This is a genomic window from Bacillus cereus group sp. Bc010, from assembly GCF_027716745.1.
In the GTDB taxonomy this organism is placed as follows: domain Bacteria; phylum Bacillota; class Bacilli; order Bacillales; family Bacillaceae_G; genus Bacillus_A; species Bacillus_A pacificus.
In genome coordinates, this window is record NZ_JAQFUY010000004.1 from 89,148 (window position 1) to 106,372 (window position 17,225).

Genomic DNA, 17,225 nt, shown 5'->3' on the forward strand with positions numbered 1-17,225 from the left:
ACGGTTTTTAAAACTTTTCAACATAAAATTATAATGATAATCCTTATCAATTAGAGTGTCAACTAATTTTTGCATTATGTCATAAGATTTTCAAAATACGTAAATGTTATTTCGTTTGGTACAATATAATATATACAAGTATATATTGCCCATATGATAAGTTTAATGAGTAACGGTAGATGGCGCAATCATATCAAAAGTAATTAAGTTAGATTGAAAGGTGGAAGCGGTAATGCAACTACAATATACTGTATTGTATTGTTTAAAACAATTGAATGGTGAAAGAACCGTTTCTTCTATTTATTATTTATTAAAGGGAAAACGTTCTTCGCAAACGTTACAAGATGGAAATATGTTCCGAATTTCTTTTTTGTTTGGAATATATAAATCGTTAAATAGAAATGAATATGATCGTGAAGTTGCAAAGTTGTTGCAAGCAGATTTGATTCAAGAAATACATGAAAATACATATTTGTTAACACCTAAAGGTAAAATGCAGTTACATACATGGGAGGAAGGGTATGCTTTTCCAGCCCATTTGCATGGTTTGCACTATGGTGAATTAGGTGAAACGTTTTGGAAAAGATTATCTTTAATTATTCAAACTGTATCTAATTTACAACAGAATAATACGAAGTTTATTCCTATTCAACAAGATACAGAAATAATGGTGTGGGTGAAGCGATTTTTAACAGGTATGCCGTATAGGCGAAGTGAATTGGCGAAAAGATTATGGAAAGAAATACATAATCTTTTAGGGAAATGTGATGTGATAGAAGCGACGATTGTAACATATAGATTAACAGGATATGAACGTATCGGTTGTACATTGCAGCAGTTAGCGGAAATTACGAAACGAGATATTTTCAGGGTATATTTCTTATTTTGGGGTACAATTCATTTCCTTATACAAGAAGTTCGCGATAAAGAAAATGAATTTCCGTTATTAGCTGAGATTATCTCTTATCCAAATGAGAGAGCTGAATTATTTAGTTTATCAACGAAAAAAACATATAATTTTTGGAGACAAGGGCGCTCATTAGAAGAAATAGCGACAATTAGAAATCTAAAGGTTGCAACGATAGAAGATCATTTTGTTGAAATTGCTTTGCGTGAAAGAGATTTTTCTATCGAGATGTTTATGGGAAAAGACAAAATAGATAAAGTAACAGAAGTAATTGATGCATTACAAACACGTAAGTTGCGTGAGTTGAAACAAGCTGTTGGAGAGGGTATCTCTTATTTTGAAGTTCGTCTTGTATTGGCGCGGATGGAGGGTATAAATGAAACTTGAGGAATATTTATATAGGTGGTTTGGATATTCTGAATTTCGTCCAGGTCAAAAAGGGGTAATTACAGATTTATTGGAAGGAAAAGATGTTATAGCGATGCTTCCGACCGGAAGAGGGAAGTCTATGTGCTATCAACTTCCAGGGCTCATGCAAGAAGGGACAGTACTTGTTGTATCACCATTATTATCTTTGATGGAAGATCAGGTTACACAATTAAAATATGTTGTGAAAAACCGAGTGATAGCATTTAATAGTTTTCGGACATTACATGAAAAAAGAGAAGCAATGAAAAGGTTAGCTTCCTATAAATTTATTTTTGTTTCACCTGAGATGTTGCAGTCGGAATTGTTAATAAGAGAATTGAAGAAAGTTCATATTTCATTATTTGTTGTGGATGAAGCTCATTGTATTTCGCAATGGGGTTATGATTTTAGACCAGATTATAAAAAACTAAATGTAGTTATTGAAAATATCGGGTCTCCTACGGTACTAGCATTAACTGCAACAGCGACGAAAGATGTACTCCGAGATATAGCAGAGAGTTTGAATTTGGAGAATGTGACGCAGCATGTGTATTCTATTGACCGTCCAAATATAGCAATGGAAGTACAATTTGTGGAGACGATAGAAGAGAAGAAAGAGGCGCTTTTGGAACAGGTGATGTATTTACAAGGGCCGGGGATTGTATATTGTTCAAGCAGAGCATGGACAGAACGTTTAACGGAATATTTAAGAGGAAAAGGCGTTACTGGTGTCGCTTTCTATCATGGTGGTATGGAACATGAAGAGCGCATGTTAATTCAACAGCAGTTTATGAATGACCAGTTGCAGCTTGTAATATGTACAAGTGCTTTTGGTATGGGAGTAAATAAATCAAATACGAGATATATTATTCATTTCCACTATCCGACTAATATAGCTTCTTATTTACAAGAAATCGGAAGAGCTGGAAGAGATGGTGAACCTAGTATAGCTATTTTACTATGCAGTCCGTTAGATCACGATTTACCAATTTCAATCATTGAAGATGAATTGCCAAGCCAGTCACAAATACAATTTTTATTTTCTTTACTGCAGGAAAGAATGTTTCAAACGAAAGAATTACCAATAGAAGAGGTAGAAGAAATTTGTTATAATGCAGCAAGATTTAATGAACAATATTGGCGTTTCATCCGCTATCATCTTGAAAAGCTTGGAATCATACAACAGAGAAAATTAATATTAGAGAGCTTGTCAGATGAAATTATGACAAGATTAATAGCTGAAGTAGAAATCAGGCTACGTAATAAATATAGTGAGCTAGAAAACATGAAATCATGGATACAAGTGAAAGAATGTAGACGTGAATATTTGCTGCGACAGTTCGGTTACAGAAAAGAGGGCGAGTTAAAGAATTGCTGCGACTATTGTCATATTACAAAAACAGATTATAAAAAAAGACAAGCGCAACAATCGGATTTCGACTATAATTGGGAAACAGAGTTACAAAAGCTTTTCGGTCTAGAAAAGATGGGGGAATGATGAACATTCAAAGGCATAATATTGAAAATATGAGTCCGAAAGAAATAAGGTTGAATCTGTATATCACACAGTTCATTATTATCGGTATCGGTTGTTTACTAGCATATATACTATTCCGAGATATAAAGTCGGTGTATAGTCTGTGGAAATGGGAACCGGTGTCTATACTTATAATAGGTGGCTTGTTAGCGATTGGTATTGTGTTATTAGATTATGTTGCAATGCGAGTATTTCCAGAGTCTTGGTTTGATGATGGTGGTATTAATGATAGGATGTTTCAAGGGATGTCAGTTATGCATCTACTTGTTATTACATTCATTATCGGCTTTGCAGAAGAATTTTTATTTAGAGGTGTAGTGCAGACGCACTTTGGAATTGTAATAGCGAGTTTCGTATTTGCAGTATTACATATTCGGTATATAAAAAAGCCATTTTTGTTTTGTTTCGTCTGTTTCATTAGTTTTGTTTTTGGCTATGTATTTGAATGGACAGGAAATTTGTTTATAACAATCTTTGCACACTTTCTTGTTGATTTTATAATGGGGCTCCAATTAAGAAAATAAATGGAAGGTGGTGGTGAACAACATGAGAAGACGAATTCCTGATTTTGAAGAGGAATTAGAAGTTGAGCGAGTGGAAGAAAAAGAAGGTTTACCGCCGCGTAGTGAAATTCATAGAAATAAAGAGAAAAAACAAAAGTTTAAAATGAATCATATTTTCGTCCGAGTTTTAACATTTCTATTCATATTACTACCAATTAGTATTTTATGGTATACGGATAAATATATTCAGGTGAAAAGTGATGGTAATAACGCTGGAAAAAGTGCATTTGAGGTCATTTTCTTTGATTCAGCTAAATCTCAGTCCGAGGCATCATCTGAGAAAGTTGTCACACATACGGTGAAAGAGGGAGAAACCTTAGAAAGTATAGCGAAGCAATATTTTTCAGATGAAACTGGGATCGAAGTGATTAAAAAGTATAATGATTTACAAAAAGATGAAGTGAATGTAGGTCAAGAATTAAAAATTCCGATAAAAGATAAGTCCACAAAGCGAGAGAGTTAGTAAAATACTTACTATAAAAACTGGGGATTATCTTTATGAGGAAGGGAGTAAAAAATATATGATATGGATTATCTTATTAAGTACTCTCGTTTGTATTGGTATTATATTTCTTCTTGTAATGTATACGGAAGCAACGCGTAATACGGTGCTAGAACATACTTTAATATTTGAAGAATTTCCGAAAAGTTTTCAAAAAGTAAATATATTCTTTATATCAGATATTCATAGAAGGGGCATTTCGAATTCGTTAATTGAACAAGTAAAAGGAAAAGTAGATCTTGTAATTATTGGTGGTGATTTAGCGGAAAAAGGTGTCCCTTTATCGAAAATCTCTGCAAATATACAAAAGTTAAGAGCGATAGCTCCTGTATATTTTGTATGGGGAAATAATGATTATGAGATTGAATATCATGAATTGGATGCTTTATTATTAGAAAATAATGTGAAAGTTTTAGATAATACAAGAGTTGTATTTGAGTCTGAATTAGGAGAGAAAATTTGTTTGCTCGGTGTAGATGATGTTGGTTTGAAACGTGATCGTTTAGATTTAGCGTTGGCTGATTGTAAGGAAGATGGTTTTCGCATATTAATTAGCCACAACCCTGATATAATAAATAAAATGTCTGGAAAAGAACAAATTTCACTTGTGTTAAGTGGACATACACATGGAGGACAGATTCGATTATTCCCATCTAAAAAATATTTAAAAGGTGGCGTATATAAGCATTCAAATATGACTCTTTTTGTTAGTAATGGGTATGGAACAACGTTGGTTCCACTTCGCTTCCGAGCACCTGCTCAAACACATATTATTACGTTATGCGGAGGGAAATGATGCCAACTCTAAACGGAAAATATAATATAAAAGCTGTTTCGAATATAATTGGAATTCAACCAAGTACGCTTCGTGCATGGGAAAGACGATATCAAATGATTGCCCCAAAGCGGAATCATGCGGGGCATCGATTATATACAGAAGAGCATATTCAAATTTTAAAATGGTTAATGGACAAGGTTTCTTCCGGCATGATGATTGGACAAGCAGTTCAATTATTAGAAGGGAATCGTTTGCAGAATAATGTTCAAAATGAAATACATTACGATAGAGAAGTTGTTTTAGTGGACGATATACTACAAGCTTTGTTAAAATTTGATGAAATTACAACTTCTGCATTGTTAAACGAGGCTTTTAGTATTTATGCAACAGAAAAAGTTATAGCAAGTATTGTTCTTCAAGTGTCAAATAAATTGTTAACGTTAAAAAATAACAATGAAGTTACAATGGTGCAATTCCAATATGTCGTATCATTTTTACAAACGCGTCTAGGGATGGTATATCATAATGCATCATCGTTTTCTTCTATACACAAAGTTGTCGTGTTAGAAAGTAATATGTTGAAAGGGTTTGTTTTCTCAACGTATTTACGATTAAAAGGATATGATGTGATATATATTCGGGCAAGCGTAGCGGAAGATAGTATTTCGTTAGCTGTTGAGCAAATAAGACCTAAATATGTAGTAATCTCTTTTGATGACGGACGAGAACGGAAGAACGTAATGAGCTATGTGGATTTTTTGCAAGAAAAAAATGAGAACCTTTCTGTTGGGATTATAGGAGAAATAGGTGCTCGAGATCAGTTGAACATTCAAACAAGCCTAATTGGTGATACGAAAGAAGAATGGGATAATTGGTTAAACATGTTAGAATAGTTGTTCGAAAAGAACCATCTATTTTCTATTTCATATAATAAAAATTATATTCATTGGTTGCGTAGGGAGGGTATGATATGAGGCTGGAACGATTAAATTACAATAAGATAAAAATTTTCTTAACATTTGATGATTTATCTGAAAGAGGATTAACGAAAGAAGATTTGTGGAGAAATGCACCGAAAGTACAGCAATTATTTCGTGATATGATGCAAGAAGCAAATAAAGAATTAGGATTTGAAGCGGATGGTCCGATTGCAGTTGAAGTATTTTCTCTACAAGCGCAAGGAATGGTCGTAATTGTAACGAAAGAACATCAAGAAGCGGATACAGATGATGAGTTCCGTGACGAGTTTATTGAAATGCAAGTGACTCTAGATGAAAGCGAGCATATCCTTTATGAATTTGCTACACTAGATGACGTAATTAACCTGTCGAATCGTTTATATAACCTTGATGTAACTGGCGGAAAATTATATACGTGGGATGGGCGTTTCTATCTTTGGATGGAAGAAGAGGAGCAAATTCAATTACTGAAGGCAGATTTTATAGCTATTTTAGCGGAATATGGTAATCCGTCTACAGCAACTATTTATCGTCTAATGGAGTATGGTAAAGAATTAATGGCTTCTCAAGCAATTGAACAAATACACAATTACTTTGTGAAAAAACAAAACCTTAGCTAATATAACCTAAGGTTTTTTTTTTATTGTACTTAAATGTATCTTTTCAAAGTGCTGTACATGAATAAAATAAAAAATATTTAAATATTTAAGTATTTTACTTTTCTAAAAGTAATAAAAGGACTATAATGATAGTGAAAACGCTTGCAACAGAAAATACTTTGTATATATTTGTTAGCGTTTTCTATTGCATTCCAAATTTAACGGTGTATACTAGGCAATGAAGGTTTACTAAACAAGTGAAATTACAGGGGGTTTACTTACTATGGTAGCCGAAAAGGGAACTCAAACAAAAACACAACAACAAAGGGAACAACATTTTGAACTATTGAATTCAACACAAATTGTTATCAGTGAAGCGTTAGAAAAATTGGGTTATCCAAACGAAGTATATGAATTATTAAAAGAACCAGTTCGTATGATGACAGTGAAAATACCAGTTCGTATGGATGACGGGACTGTTAAAATATTTACAGGATATCGTGCACAACATAATGATGCTGTTGGTCCAACGAAAGGTGGAATTCGCTTCCATCCGAATGTAACAGAAAACGAAGTGAAAGCACTTTCAATTTGGATGAGTTTAAAATGTGGTATTGTCGACTTACCATATGGCGGAGGTAAAGGTGGAATTATCTGTGACCCACGTGAAATGTCATTCCGTGAGTTAGAAAGATTAAGCCGCGGTTATGTACGAGCAATTAGTCAAATCGTAGGGCCGACGAAAGATATTCCAGCTCCAGATGTATTCACAAACTCTCAAATTATGGCATGGATGATGGATGAGTATAGCCGTATTGATGAATTTAACTCGCCAGGATTTATTACAGGTAAGCCACTTGTATTAGGTGGATCACATGGACGTGAAACAGCAACAGCGAAAGGTGTTACAATTTGTATTCGCGAAGCTGCAAAAAAACGCGACATTGATATTAAAGGTGCGCGCGTTGTTGTTCAAGGATTCGGTAATGCTGGTAGCTTCTTAGCTAAATTTATGCATGATGCAGGTGCAAAAGTTATTGCAATCTCAGATGCTTACGGCGCATTGCATGATCCAAATGGATTAGATATTGATTATTTATTAGACCGTCGTGATAGCTTCGGTACAGTAACAAAACTATTTAATAATACAATTTCAAACAAAGAATTGTTAGAACTTGATTGTGACATTTTAGTTCCAGCTGCAATTGAGAATCAAATTACAGAAGAAAATGCTAATGATATTAAAGCGAAAATTGTTGTTGAAGCTGCAAATGGTCCAACAACATTAGAAGCAACTAAAATTTTAACAGATCGCGGAATTTTACTTGTTCCAGACGTATTAGCGAGTGCTGGTGGGGTAACAGTATCTTACTTTGAGTGGGTACAAAATAACCAAGGTTACTACTGGACTGAAGAAGAAGTAGAACAACGTTTAGAAAAAGTAATGGTAAGATCATTTGATTCTATTTATGAAACAGCACAAGTTCGTAAAGTGAACATGCGCTTAGCAGCGTATATGGTCGGTGTTCGTAAAATGGCTGAAGCAAGTCGCTTCAGAGGTTGGGTATAATATTATATTGTGAGAAAACGTGATTCCTTTCGAGGGAATCACGTTTTTTTTGTTGAAGTATTAGAGTGAGGTGTTGTAAATGGGAGATGAAATGATGGAACGAGTAGAACAATTAGAAGAAAAGGTTAAGAGGTTAGAGGGAGAACTCGTAAAAACGAAGCAAGATCGAAAAGCAAGTACCGCTCGGGTGTTCGGAGAAGGATTATTATTTTTAATATTTGGTGCGGTTGTAGTAGGGCCGATTATCGCTTTTATATTGGTAATTATTAATTGGTTTGTTGAAAAATAAAATAAAAACAAAAAGAACGCTTGTTCTACACGAACAAACGTGCTATACTCTCCTTAGATAAACAAAACGGAAATGATTTTAAGGAGAGATAAATGATGAAAATGACAGTAGACCAAAGATTTATGATGCCAGCAGATGTTGTAGAACGAGTGGAAGTATTAAGAAACAAACAAAGTAAGCGCGGCACATTATTACAATCAGTAAATAAATTTTTCGGTTTAGATACGAAAGAAGATTGTGTTTGGTTTTACGGTTTTTATGGAGTTGCTGTAAGTATTTTATTATTTATGGTGTTCACATCAAATATTTTCGATTTTCTCTTTGCGTAAGAAATATGCTATAAGGACATTGCTACCGAATACATATATAAAGAAGTAAGGTAATCTTCTGAAGCGGGAGTTGGTAGTAATGGCGATGTTTCCTATAGAGCGTAACTATATTGGATATGGAAGTTCACGACCGGGTATTCCTCTTTCTAAAGTAAGGTTTATTGTAAGTCATGATACGGGGAATCCTGGTAGCAATGCGATTGGGAATCGGGATTATTTTAATGAAATACAGCCGAAAGCTTCGGCACATACATTTATAGATGACAAAACGATATTAGAAATTATTCCTATAAATGAAGTTGCCTACCATGTTCGATATGGTGTGCCGACAGATAATGACTTATATGGATATGATGCCAATAAGGCTGCCATTGGAGTGGAGCTTTGTTATGGCGGTGATGTTAACTTTTGGGAAGCATATACCCGTTTTACGTGGTATCATGCGTATTTATGTCAAAACTTCGGCTTGAATCCGAAAAAAGATATCGTATCACATAAAACACTTGACCCAGCTAGAAAGATTGATCCTGAAAATGTATTAGGGAAACAAGGTATTAAATTTCAGCAGTTTTTAGCAGATGTCTATCGGATGTACGTTTCGTTTAGATGACAAATATATGAAAAATGAATACAATAAAGATAGGTGCCTACTGCTGTAAGTAGGTTTTTTCTTGTTTTTATAAATAGTGTATTGGTAGAAGACTAGGAGTGAACCGAGTATGCAGAAAGAAACAGCTATTATAATTGGAGGCGGTCCGTGCGGATTAGCAGCAGCAATTTCGTTGCAAAAGGTAGGGATAAATCCGTTAGTAATTGAAAAAGGAAACATTGTAAATGCAATTTATAATTATCCAACTCATCAAACATTTTTCTCCTCTAGTGAAAAATTAGAAATTGGTGATGTAGCTTTTATTACAGAAAATCGTAAGCCTGTTCGAAATCAAGCGCTTGCGTATTATCGCGAAGTAGTAAAACGTAAATCTGTACGTGTAAATGCTTTTGAACGAGTGGAGAACGTTCAAAAAGATGGAGAAGCTTTTCAGGTTGAGACGACAAAGCGTGACGGAAGTAAAGAAGTATATATAGCGAAATATATTGTAGTAGCAACTGGATATTATGACAATCCAAATTATATGAATGTTCCTGGTGAGGAATTGAAGAAGGTAGCTCACTATTTTAAAGAAGGACATCCTTATTTTGATCGAGATGTAGTCGTTATAGGTGGGAAAAACTCGAGTGTAGATGCCGCTTTAGAGCTTGTGAAAGCTGGTGCGCGTGTAACGGTTTTATATCGCGGAAGTGAGTATTCACCAAGTATAAAGCCGTGGATTTTGCCAGAGTTTGAGGCGTTAGTCCGAAATGGTACAATTGACATGCATTTCGGAGCTCATGTGAAAGAAATTACTGAACATACATTAACGTATACAGTTGATGGCGAAGCATATACAATCCAAAATGATTTTGTATTTGCGATGACTGGTTACCATCCTGATCATAGTTTCTTAACAAAGATGGGTGTTCGGATTGATGAAGAGACAGGACGTCCAATTTATGCACAGGATACGATGGAAACGAACGCTGAAAATATTTTCATTGCAGGTGTAATTGCTGCTGGAAATAATGCAAATGAAATATTTATTGAGAACGGTCGATTTCATGGGGATGCGATTGCGCAAACCATTGCAACAAGAGAAATATAAAAAGAAGCTGTCGAAATAAACTTCGACAGCTTCTTTTTTAATCGTGCATAAACATGTTTTGGATTGCTTCATGAGAAGTTGTATTCTCTAATGCAACTAATAATTTAATACGTGCTTTTTGAGCGTTTAAACCGTATGTGAATACAATACCCATATCTTTTAATTGTTTGCCGCCACCTTCATATGAATATACATCTTGAACGATGCCATTGAAACAGCGAGAAACTAATACGACAGGAATTCCTTTATTTATTAGTCGCTCTAGACTAGGAAGTGTTCTTGGAGGTAAATTACCTTGTCCAAGCGCTTCAATAACAATCCCGTCTACCGGAAGATTTTCAATTGCTGCTAACAATGTATCGTCCATACCAGCGTACGCTTTTAGAACGACTACATTTTTAGAAACCTTATTTACTGAATATGTTTCGTGATGTACTAAAGCATGGTGGAATACAACACCACGTTTTGTTACCATACCAATTGGTCCATACTGTGGACTTTGGAATGTTGCTACATTACTTGTATGTGTTTTCGTTACGTTTGTAGCACAATGAATTTCGTCGTTTAATACGACTAAAACGCCTTTTTCGGCAGCTTCACTACTGCTAGCGACTTTTACAGCTGATAAGAAGTTATATAGACCATCAGCACCTAATTCATTGCTAGAGCGCATTGCGCCTGTTACAACGATCGGAATAGTTGCTTGTACTGTTAAATCTAAGAAATAGGCTGTTTCTTCTAATGTATCCGTACCATGCGTAATGACTACGCCATGAATGTTGTCTTGTTTTACTCTTTCATCAATGATGACTTGTAATTGTAACATTTCGCTCGGTGTCATATGAGGAGATGGTAGATGAAACACATCTTCAACGATTAAATCAACATCGCCTTCTAAATCCGGAATGAATTTTAAAAGAGGATTTTTTTCACCTGGTTGTACGACCCCAGTTTCTTTATCTTCCTCCATTGCAATTGTTCCACCTGTGTGTAAAACTAGGATTCTTTTCAATGCTTATACCCCTTTCAAGTAAAAAAATACATTTAGAACATAACATGTTTTGAGTAAATTCGACAATGGAAATGTATAAAAGTATGCCTCGAAAATGACAATAAAATGAAATGCTATATGTACGATGTATAAAATTACGAAACGAAATGTGCAAATACAGTATAGGAGGGAGCTATTACGTTGAAAAAGATGGAGAGAATGCTTATTCGTATATTAATAATACAATTCATTTGTCTTTCTGTTGTGCAATTGTTATTTATACATAAGTCATCAGTGAAATATTTATCTAAAATTGTTTATTATGAAGGTGTCATGGTAAAAAACAAAGCAGAAATCTTACGGGTGAATAGGTAGTTTTCATTTTCTTCTATGAAGGATTATGCTACAATAATTGAGGATTTAATGACGTGAAGCAAATGAGAAGAAGCAGGAGAATACCTGCTTTTCGTTTTGTTTTATAAGTGAAAAAATGAGGTGTTACAATGGATAAACGAATTTCAATTGCTATAGATGGTCCAGCAGCTGCTGGAAAAAGTACAGTTGCAAAAGTTGTAGCGAAGAAGCTTTCTTACGTTTATATTGATACAGGCGCAATGTATCGTACAATTACATATGCAGCCCTTGAGCAAAAAGTGGACATTGAAAATGAAGAGCAGTTAATGGAAGTTGTAAAAAATGTGAAAATTGAGTTTCAACAAGGAGAAAATACACAACTTGTATTTTTAAATGGACAAGATGTTTCGGAAGTCATTCGTACACCTGAGGTGACGAATCGAGTATCAATTGTGGCAAAACATCGCCTTGTTCGTGAAGAAATGGTACGTCGTCAACAAGAGTTAGCAGAAAAAGGCGGCGTTGTAATGGATGGCCGTGATATTGGTACACATGTGTTACCAGATGCTGAAGTGAAGATCTTTATGCTTGCTTCTGTTGAAGAAAGAGCAGAGAGAAGACATTTAGAAAATATGAATAAAGGCTTCGATTCTAATTTAGAGCAGTTAAAAGAAGAAATTGCTCAGCGTGATAAATTAGATTCAGAACGTGAAGTTTCTCCTCTAAAAAAAGCTGATGATGCATTGGAATTAGATACAACTTCTTTATCAATTGAAGAAGTTGTCCAAAAGATTATGAGTATTGTTTCAGGAGTGTTTGCGAAATAAAGAAAGGGCATAGCCCCTTTCTTTTTTTATTTATGAAATGTAAAGGATACGTGAATTGTGAGTCTCTTTCCTTGACAAATAATCAGATTTGTAAGAAGTTAATAAAAGAAGGATAAAACTTTCAGAATATATTCGCTATTATATTTCAAAACATACTTTCTTCAAGATGATTTTGCTGTATACTATTTATATAGGTTTAATATATTTTCTAGTGAAATGTATGAAGCTTACGTATGTGATGATAAATTCTTAAACATGCAAATGAAAACAATTGTTTTCATTTCGTATATACATAAAAAATGCTTTGTCAATTCTGTAGGGAGGTATTTCCATGGTAGAGAAAATGAATGAAGAAGTTATGGATTCAAAAGAATTACAAGTTGGTGACGTTGTTACAGGTTCTGTAACGAAAGTTGAAGAGAAACAAGTGCTTGTAAATGTTGGATACAAAACAGATGGCGTAATTCCAATTAGTGAATTAGCTAACGTTCATATTGAAAAAGCAAGCGATGTTGTAGAATTAGATCAAATACTAGAATTAAAGATTATTAAATTAGAAGAAAATGATCTTGTCTTATCTAAACGTGCTGTTGATGCAGAAAAAGCATGGGTAGAATTACAAGAGAAATTTACTTCTGGTCACGTATTTGATGTTACCGTAAAAGATATCGTGAATGGTGGATTAGTTGTGGACCTTGGTGTTCGTGGTTTTATCCCAGCTTCACTTGTAGAAGTACATTATGTAGAAGATTTTACTGACTATAAAGGGAAAACATTAGCCGTGAAAATTGTTGAATTGGACCGTGAAAAAAATCGCGTGATTCTTTCGCATAAAGCGGTAGTAGAATTAGAACTAGATTCTAAGAAGAAAGAAGCAATTTCTTCATTAAAAGAAGGAGACGTTGTGGAAGGAACAGTACAACGACTAACGGATTTTGGTGCTTTCGTTAATGTTGGAGGTGTGGACGGTTTAGTTCATATTTCACAAATTTCACACGAACGTGTAGAGCAACCTTCTGAAGTATTAGAGCAAGGTCAAAAGGTAAAGGTGAAGGTGTTATCTGTGGATGCTGATACACAACGTATTTCTTTATCAATTAAAGCAGCTCAACCAGGACCTTGGGAAAATATTGCTGGTGAAGTAAAAGCTGGAGATATTCGTGAGGGAATAGTAAAACGTCTTGTTACATTTGGTGCATTCGTTGAAATTTTACCTGGCGTCGAAGGTCTTGTGCATGTATCTCAAATTGCAAATCGTCACGTAAAAAATCCAAATGAAGTATTGGAAATGGGACAAGAAGTAAAAGTGAAAGTACTTGAAGTTCATGTAGCAGAGAAACGTATTTCTTTAAGTATAAAAGAAGCGCTTGAGGAAAATAATGTAACTGAAGATTATAGTCAGTATGAACCGAATGCTGATTCTGCTACTTTCCAATTAAGTGACATTATTGGTGAACAACTGAAAAAATTAAAGAAATAAAGAGGGGTACAAGTGGTAAGGGCAAAACGTAAATTAGATCATATTGAATACGCTCTTTCTACTGGTCAGTCTCGTACGCATGGCTTTCATGATATTGATTTTGTGCATCAAAGCTTGCCAAATTCAAATTATGACACAATAACATGTGAAACAAAAATCGGCGAACTTTCACTAAGTTCGCCGATTTTTATCAATGCGATGACTGGTGGTGGAGGAGAGAAAACGTTACATATTAATGAGCAATTAGCATATGTAGCGAAACATCATAACCTTGCTATGGCTGTAGGTTCGCAAATGGCGGCGTTAAAAGATGAAAGTGAGGCAGCTTCTTATAAGATTATCAGAAAGGTAAATCCAAATGGTATTTTCTTTGCTAATTTAGGTAGTGAGGCAACTATCGAACAGGCAGAGCGTGCTGTTGATATGATTGAAGCGAATGCATTGCAAATTCATTTAAATGTCATACAAGAGTTAACGATGCCAGAAGGAGACCGTGACTTTACTGGTGTACTTCGGCGCATTGAGAAAATTGTTTTAAATAGTAAAGTTCCTGTCATTGTGAAAGAAGTTGGATTTGGGATGAGCAAGGAAACAATGCAACAGTTAGCGAGCATAGGTGTAACGGCAATTGATATTGGCGGACAAGGTGGTACGAATTTTGCTGCTGTTGAAAATGAAAGAAGACAGCGAATGCTTTCTTATTTTAATAACTGGGGCATACAAACAGCAACCTCGATTGTTGAAGCAACCTCTACAAATAATAACCTCTCTTTTATTGCATCTGGGGGTATACAAACAGCGCTTGACGTAGCGAAAGCAATCGCATTAGGGGCGAATACAACTGCTTTTGCTGGATACTTTTTACGCATTTTAATGCAAGATGGCATCGAGAAGTTAGTGGATGAAATTGATCTTCTACATACAGATTTGAAATTTATTATGACAGCTCTCGGTGCGAAGACGATAGAAGAGTTACAATCTGTACCTCTTGTTGTAAAGGGCGAAACGTATCATTGGTTAACGCAGCGTGGAATTGATACGACGCATTATAGTAGGAGATAAAAAATCAACCGTTTGGTTGATTTTTTTGTTTTCTATTCATTTTAGTAATATAAAGTGAGGGATAGAATTGATATTCTAGAAAAATGAAATAATTCCTATATATAAACAGTATCTTGTAAAATTTGCGACTGAAAAATGTAGATAATGTGCCATTGAATTATTGCAGAAGGCTTAATTTTGCTAAGAAAAATAGGTATGGATAAAAATAAAGTTTAGAAAGATTTGTATGTGAAATGTTATTTCAATATGAATAGAAATTATGAAGAAATATGTAAAAGACGGTTTCGTACAATATCGAAACCGTCTTTTTGTATTCATTAGTGCTGATTCTGTTTTCGAGCTTGCTCAGGTGTATCAAGTCCAGTTGCACCCGGATATTGTAGTGATTGGTCACGGTCAGATTCAACGCGGCGTGATTCTCTTAGTTTTCGTTCTTGACGATCTTTACCCATAATGAATAGCACCTCCTTATTAAAAGTGTTGCTGTTATATGAAAAAACTATGCGCGAAGAAAGTGGATTAACTTTCATAAAAAGTTCCCATAATGGAAAACATAGGAGGTGAAATGATGGAAGGGAGTACTTTTTATTTTGTAGCTTGGATAGGGTGGATTGTCGTAACGTTTTTTATGAAAAAGGACTCTATTCGGTGGAAGATAAGCGCCTGTATATTGATTTTTATTATTTGTTCTCCGTTACATGTAACGATTGCTTCATTCACGGTATCAGTAAATGCACTTTTACTTTCTGGTATAGCTTTTATAGGGCTCACGCTCTATTCTATTTGGAAAAAATTATATAGCTTACTTTCGGCACTTATTATTGCAATGTTATATACAAGTTTTCATTTGTTAGAAGTATATGATCCAATTTGGATTGTGGTGGACAGGTTGTTTTTGTTAAGTAGTGCTCTTGTATATGCATCCGTTTTATTACATGAGGATCGCATATTACGACTATGTTCTCTTTATATAGGAATGTTGCAGGGAGAATTGTTTGTGACAATTATTTTTCGGAAACTGCATTTTCCTTACGATTACGGTAGTTTAGCGTTTTTTGATATCGTTGCTGTTTCTACATTATTCATAGCAATTTTATTTTGGATTGCGAAGGTCTCCGTACACATGGAACAGTTTAAGAGGAAAACACGTAAAAGAAAGGCGAGGGTAATACATGATTGAATATACACCGGCCATTTTATGCGGCGTAATAGCAGGGACAGTAACGAGAGTGCTTATGCTCCGGACAGATACGCGGCAATATCCGACGAGGCTCCACGGGAAAATTATTCATATTGCGATGGGGTTAATTGCGGCAGCTTTAGGAGCGATTGCGATTCCGTCTATATTGAAAAAAGATTTTTCTGCCATTACGTTTCTTACGTTAGCAGCAACACAGTTTCGTGATGTGCGTAATATGGAAAGAAATACATTGCAACAATTAGATGGTTATGAGCTTGTACCGCGTGGGAATACATATATTGAAGGAATTGCATTAGTTTTTGAAAGTCGCAACTATTTGGCGATGTTAACGTCGTTTGTAACGACGTTTGCTTATATAGGGTTCCGTTCATGGATTGCTGGAGTAGTTATGGCTATCATCGCATTTTTTATCGCGAAAAAATTAATGTCTGGTAAGAGGCTGCATGATCTTGTTGATATCGAGCATGTTCCACTTCGTTTTGAAGGAGCGGGGCTGTATATTGATAATATTTACATTATGAATATTGGATTGCCAGCAAGACAAGAGGAAATTATGAAGTATGGAATGGGTTTTATTTTAAGACCGAAATCAATTGATGCGATGGTGACAATCTCTAACTTAGGACAACGACAAGCTATTTTACATGATGTTTCTGTTGCTTTAGGAATTTATAGAGATTCTGGTACGCCGGCACTTGTACCGTTAGCAAAGCGTGATTTAGAGGATGGCAGGGTTGGAATCTTTGTCTTGCCACAAGATCAAGATGCGGAGAAAGCAATAGGTGTTATAGGGAACGTGCCGACGTTAGAAAGTGCTGTTCATATGTCATCGGAAGCTCCGAAAGGAAGGGGAGATAAGAGATGATGTTAGAAAGTGTAATTCTTGCAGTTATTACAACGACCCCGGAGAAATTTGCTGGTGGTGCTCCTCTGTTTACTTGTGAATCTAAAGAGGAATTAGAATTTGTTGCAAATAATTTAGAGGCAATTCTAGATGGCATTGCGCATCGCTTACAAGAGAATGTATATATTATTGTGAAACATTAGCAACGTGTGTTATAATGTGAGGTGTTTTGATACGTTGAGAAATATTCTGGAATGCAAATCCCTTCTTGCACAAAGAAGGGTTTTTTACATAATAAACAGAAGCAAGTTGAAAGGATGAAAGT

Annotated in this window: 21 protein-coding genes; 19 read left to right on the top strand and 2 right to left on the bottom strand. The window is 35.0% G+C overall.

The genetic code is table 11. The features are described 5' to 3' along the window. Window positions 1–232: 232 nt before the first annotated feature. From PDQ68_RS07385 to PDQ68_RS07440, 12 genes are all read left to right on the top strand, one after another. The gene (locus PDQ68_RS07385; RefSeq protein WP_061184006.1) at window positions 233–1,294 is read left to right on the top strand and encodes a YpbB family protein; all 1,062 of its coding nucleotides are present in this window, start codon (window positions 233–235) and stop codon (window positions 1,292–1,294) included. Then, on the top strand, window positions 1,284–2,813 hold the full coding sequence (locus PDQ68_RS07390) for a RecQ family ATP-dependent DNA helicase (protein ID WP_016717008.1): 1,530 nt from the start codon (window positions 1,284–1,286) through the stop codon (window positions 2,811–2,813). Before PDQ68_RS07385 ends, PDQ68_RS07390 begins: the two co-directional genes overlap by 11 nt. After that, entirely contained in the window at window positions 2,813–3,376 is a 564-nt protein-coding gene (locus PDQ68_RS07395; RefSeq protein WP_001025772.1) for a CPBP family intramembrane glutamic endopeptidase, read from the top strand. Before PDQ68_RS07390 ends, PDQ68_RS07395 begins: the two co-directional genes overlap by 1 nt. A 22-nt stretch (window positions 3,377–3,398) precedes the next feature. Beyond that, window positions 3,399–3,878, top strand: a complete 480-nt coding sequence (locus PDQ68_RS07400) for a LysM peptidoglycan-binding domain-containing protein (protein WP_001254344.1) — start codon at window positions 3,399–3,401, stop codon at window positions 3,876–3,878. A gap of 58 nt (window positions 3,879–3,936) precedes the next feature. Then, window positions 3,937–4,713 carry a metallophosphoesterase gene (locus PDQ68_RS07405; RefSeq protein ID WP_016717009.1) on the top strand — a complete coding sequence of 259 codons (777 nt, stop codon included), beginning with the start codon at window positions 3,937–3,939 and terminating at the stop codon, window positions 4,711–4,713. Continuing rightward, complete coding sequence (locus PDQ68_RS07410; RefSeq protein WP_061184007.1) at window positions 4,713–5,588, top strand: MerR family transcriptional regulator; 876 nt, start codon at window positions 4,713–4,715, stop codon at window positions 5,586–5,588. The genes PDQ68_RS07405 and PDQ68_RS07410 overlap by 1 nt, the downstream gene beginning before the upstream one ends. A 77-nt stretch (window positions 5,589–5,665) precedes the next feature. Next, complete coding sequence (locus PDQ68_RS07415; protein ID WP_001235392.1) at window positions 5,666–6,274, top strand: genetic competence negative regulator; 609 nt, start codon at window positions 5,666–5,668, stop codon at window positions 6,272–6,274. A gap of 262 nt (window positions 6,275–6,536) precedes the next feature. Continuing rightward, window positions 6,537–7,823, top strand: coding sequence for an NAD-specific glutamate dehydrogenase (gudB, locus tag PDQ68_RS07420; protein ID WP_000225176.1), 1,287 nt, complete (start codon window positions 6,537–6,539; stop codon window positions 7,821–7,823). A gap of 79 nt (window positions 7,824–7,902) precedes the next feature. Beyond that, a complete protein-coding gene (locus PDQ68_RS07425) occupies window positions 7,903–8,112 on the top strand; it encodes a hypothetical protein (RefSeq protein WP_014893180.1) in 210 nt (69 codons plus the stop codon). A 92-nt stretch (window positions 8,113–8,204) separates the two neighbouring features. Next, a complete protein-coding gene (locus tag PDQ68_RS07430; RefSeq protein ID WP_001983018.1) occupies window positions 8,205–8,441 on the top strand; it encodes a DUF3961 domain-containing protein in 237 nt (78 codons plus the stop codon). A 79-nt stretch (window positions 8,442–8,520) separates the two neighbouring features. After that, a complete protein-coding gene (locus PDQ68_RS07435; RefSeq protein ID WP_001240643.1) occupies window positions 8,521–9,051 on the top strand; it encodes a peptidoglycan recognition protein family protein in 531 nt (176 codons plus the stop codon). A 109-nt stretch (window positions 9,052–9,160) separates the two neighbouring features. Further along, window positions 9,161–10,141 (top strand): YpdA family putative bacillithiol disulfide reductase, encoded by a 981-nt coding sequence (locus PDQ68_RS07440; protein WP_016717012.1) that lies wholly within the window; start codon window positions 9,161–9,163, stop codon window positions 10,139–10,141. Between the two features lie 37 nt (window positions 10,142–10,178). On the opposite strand, the gene ansA is transcribed toward PDQ68_RS07440, so the two are convergent. Beyond that, window positions 10,179–11,153: an asparaginase gene (gene ansA, locus PDQ68_RS07445; RefSeq protein ID WP_000822020.1), complete on the bottom strand. Its 975-nt coding sequence runs from the start codon at window positions 11,151–11,153 to the stop codon at window positions 10,179–10,181. Between the two features lie 180 nt (window positions 11,154–11,333). Here ansA and PDQ68_RS07450 point away from each other — a divergent pair, with 180 nt between their 5' ends. From PDQ68_RS07450 to PDQ68_RS07465, 4 genes are all read left to right on the top strand, one after another. After that, entirely contained in the window at window positions 11,334–11,507 is a 174-nt protein-coding gene (locus PDQ68_RS07450) for a YpfB family protein (protein ID WP_014893178.1), read from the top strand. A gap of 128 nt (window positions 11,508–11,635) precedes the next feature. Continuing rightward, window positions 11,636–12,313: a (d)CMP kinase gene (gene cmk, locus PDQ68_RS07455; protein ID WP_000361265.1), complete on the top strand. Its 678-nt coding sequence runs from the start codon at window positions 11,636–11,638 to the stop codon at window positions 12,311–12,313. 331 nt (window positions 12,314–12,644) lie between these two features. After that, window positions 12,645–13,793 carry a 30S ribosomal protein S1 gene (rpsA, locus tag PDQ68_RS07460; protein WP_000229551.1) on the top strand — a complete coding sequence of 383 codons (1,149 nt, stop codon included), beginning with the start codon at window positions 12,645–12,647 and terminating at the stop codon, window positions 13,791–13,793. A gap of 12 nt (window positions 13,794–13,805) precedes the next feature. Further along, on the top strand, window positions 13,806–14,855 hold the full coding sequence (locus PDQ68_RS07465; RefSeq protein WP_000251031.1) for a type 2 isopentenyl-diphosphate Delta-isomerase: 1,050 nt from the start codon (window positions 13,806–13,808) through the stop codon (window positions 14,853–14,855). A 317-nt stretch (window positions 14,856–15,172) separates the two neighbouring features. On the opposite strand, the gene PDQ68_RS07470 is transcribed toward PDQ68_RS07465, so the two are convergent. After that, window positions 15,173–15,307 (bottom strand): YpzI family protein, encoded by a 135-nt coding sequence (locus PDQ68_RS07470; RefSeq protein WP_000513900.1) that lies wholly within the window; start codon window positions 15,305–15,307, stop codon window positions 15,173–15,175. Window positions 15,308–15,423: 116 nt separating this feature from the next. Between PDQ68_RS07470 and PDQ68_RS07475 the strand changes: the two genes are divergently transcribed. From PDQ68_RS07475 to PDQ68_RS07485, 3 genes are read left to right on the top strand one after another with little or no spacing between them, the layout of a single operon-like run. Continuing rightward, window positions 15,424–16,035, top strand: coding sequence for a YphA family membrane protein (locus PDQ68_RS07475; RefSeq protein WP_061184008.1), 612 nt, complete (start codon window positions 15,424–15,426; stop codon window positions 16,033–16,035). Then, on the top strand, window positions 16,028–16,921 hold the full coding sequence (locus PDQ68_RS07480; RefSeq protein WP_000575281.1) for a YIEGIA family protein: 894 nt from the start codon (window positions 16,028–16,030) through the stop codon (window positions 16,919–16,921). Before PDQ68_RS07475 ends, PDQ68_RS07480 begins: the two co-directional genes overlap by 8 nt. After that, the gene (locus tag PDQ68_RS07485) at window positions 16,918–17,103 is read left to right on the top strand and encodes a capping complex subunit for YIEGIA (protein WP_000979051.1); all 186 of its coding nucleotides are present in this window, start codon (window positions 16,918–16,920) and stop codon (window positions 17,101–17,103) included. The genes PDQ68_RS07480 and PDQ68_RS07485 overlap by 4 nt, the downstream gene beginning before the upstream one ends. Window positions 17,104–17,225: the final 122 nt, after the last annotated feature.

Coding starts and splice junctions, on each gene's coding strand:
- PDQ68_RS07395 (WP_001025772.1), top strand. CDS start 2,813: ATGAACATTCAAAGGCATAATATTGAAAATATGAGTCCGAAAGAAATA.
- rpsA (WP_000229551.1), top strand. CDS start 12,645: ATGGTAGAGAAAATGAATGAAGAAGTTATGGATTCAAAAGAATTACAA.
- PDQ68_RS07410 (WP_061184007.1), top strand. CDS start 4,713: ATGCCAACTCTAAACGGAAAATATAATATAAAAGCTGTTTCGAATATA.
- PDQ68_RS07385 (WP_061184006.1), top strand. CDS start 233: ATGCAACTACAATATACTGTATTGTATTGTTTAAAACAATTGAATGGT.
- gudB (WP_000225176.1), top strand. CDS start 6,537: ATGGTAGCCGAAAAGGGAACTCAAACAAAAACACAACAACAAAGGGAA.
- PDQ68_RS07430 (WP_001983018.1), top strand. CDS start 8,205: ATGATGAAAATGACAGTAGACCAAAGATTTATGATGCCAGCAGATGTT.
- PDQ68_RS07390 (WP_016717008.1), top strand. CDS start 1,284: ATGAAACTTGAGGAATATTTATATAGGTGGTTTGGATATTCTGAATTT.
- PDQ68_RS07475 (WP_061184008.1), top strand. CDS start 15,424: ATGGAAGGGAGTACTTTTTATTTTGTAGCTTGGATAGGGTGGATTGTC.
- PDQ68_RS07425 (WP_014893180.1), top strand. CDS start 7,903: ATGGGAGATGAAATGATGGAACGAGTAGAACAATTAGAAGAAAAGGTT.
- PDQ68_RS07435 (WP_001240643.1), top strand. CDS start 8,521: ATGGCGATGTTTCCTATAGAGCGTAACTATATTGGATATGGAAGTTCA.
- PDQ68_RS07485 (WP_000979051.1), top strand. CDS start 16,918: ATGATGTTAGAAAGTGTAATTCTTGCAGTTATTACAACGACCCCGGAG.
- cmk (WP_000361265.1), top strand. CDS start 11,636: ATGGATAAACGAATTTCAATTGCTATAGATGGTCCAGCAGCTGCTGGA.
- PDQ68_RS07405 (WP_016717009.1), top strand. CDS start 3,937: ATGATATGGATTATCTTATTAAGTACTCTCGTTTGTATTGGTATTATA.
- PDQ68_RS07440 (WP_016717012.1), top strand. CDS start 9,161: ATGCAGAAAGAAACAGCTATTATAATTGGAGGCGGTCCGTGCGGATTA.
- PDQ68_RS07415 (WP_001235392.1), top strand. CDS start 5,666: ATGAGGCTGGAACGATTAAATTACAATAAGATAAAAATTTTCTTAACA.
- PDQ68_RS07400 (WP_001254344.1), top strand. CDS start 3,399: ATGAGAAGACGAATTCCTGATTTTGAAGAGGAATTAGAAGTTGAGCGA.
- PDQ68_RS07470 (WP_000513900.1), bottom strand. CDS start 15,307: ATGGGTAAAGATCGTCAAGAACGAAAACTAAGAGAATCACGCCGCGTT.
- PDQ68_RS07480 (WP_000575281.1), top strand. CDS start 16,028: ATGATTGAATATACACCGGCCATTTTATGCGGCGTAATAGCAGGGACA.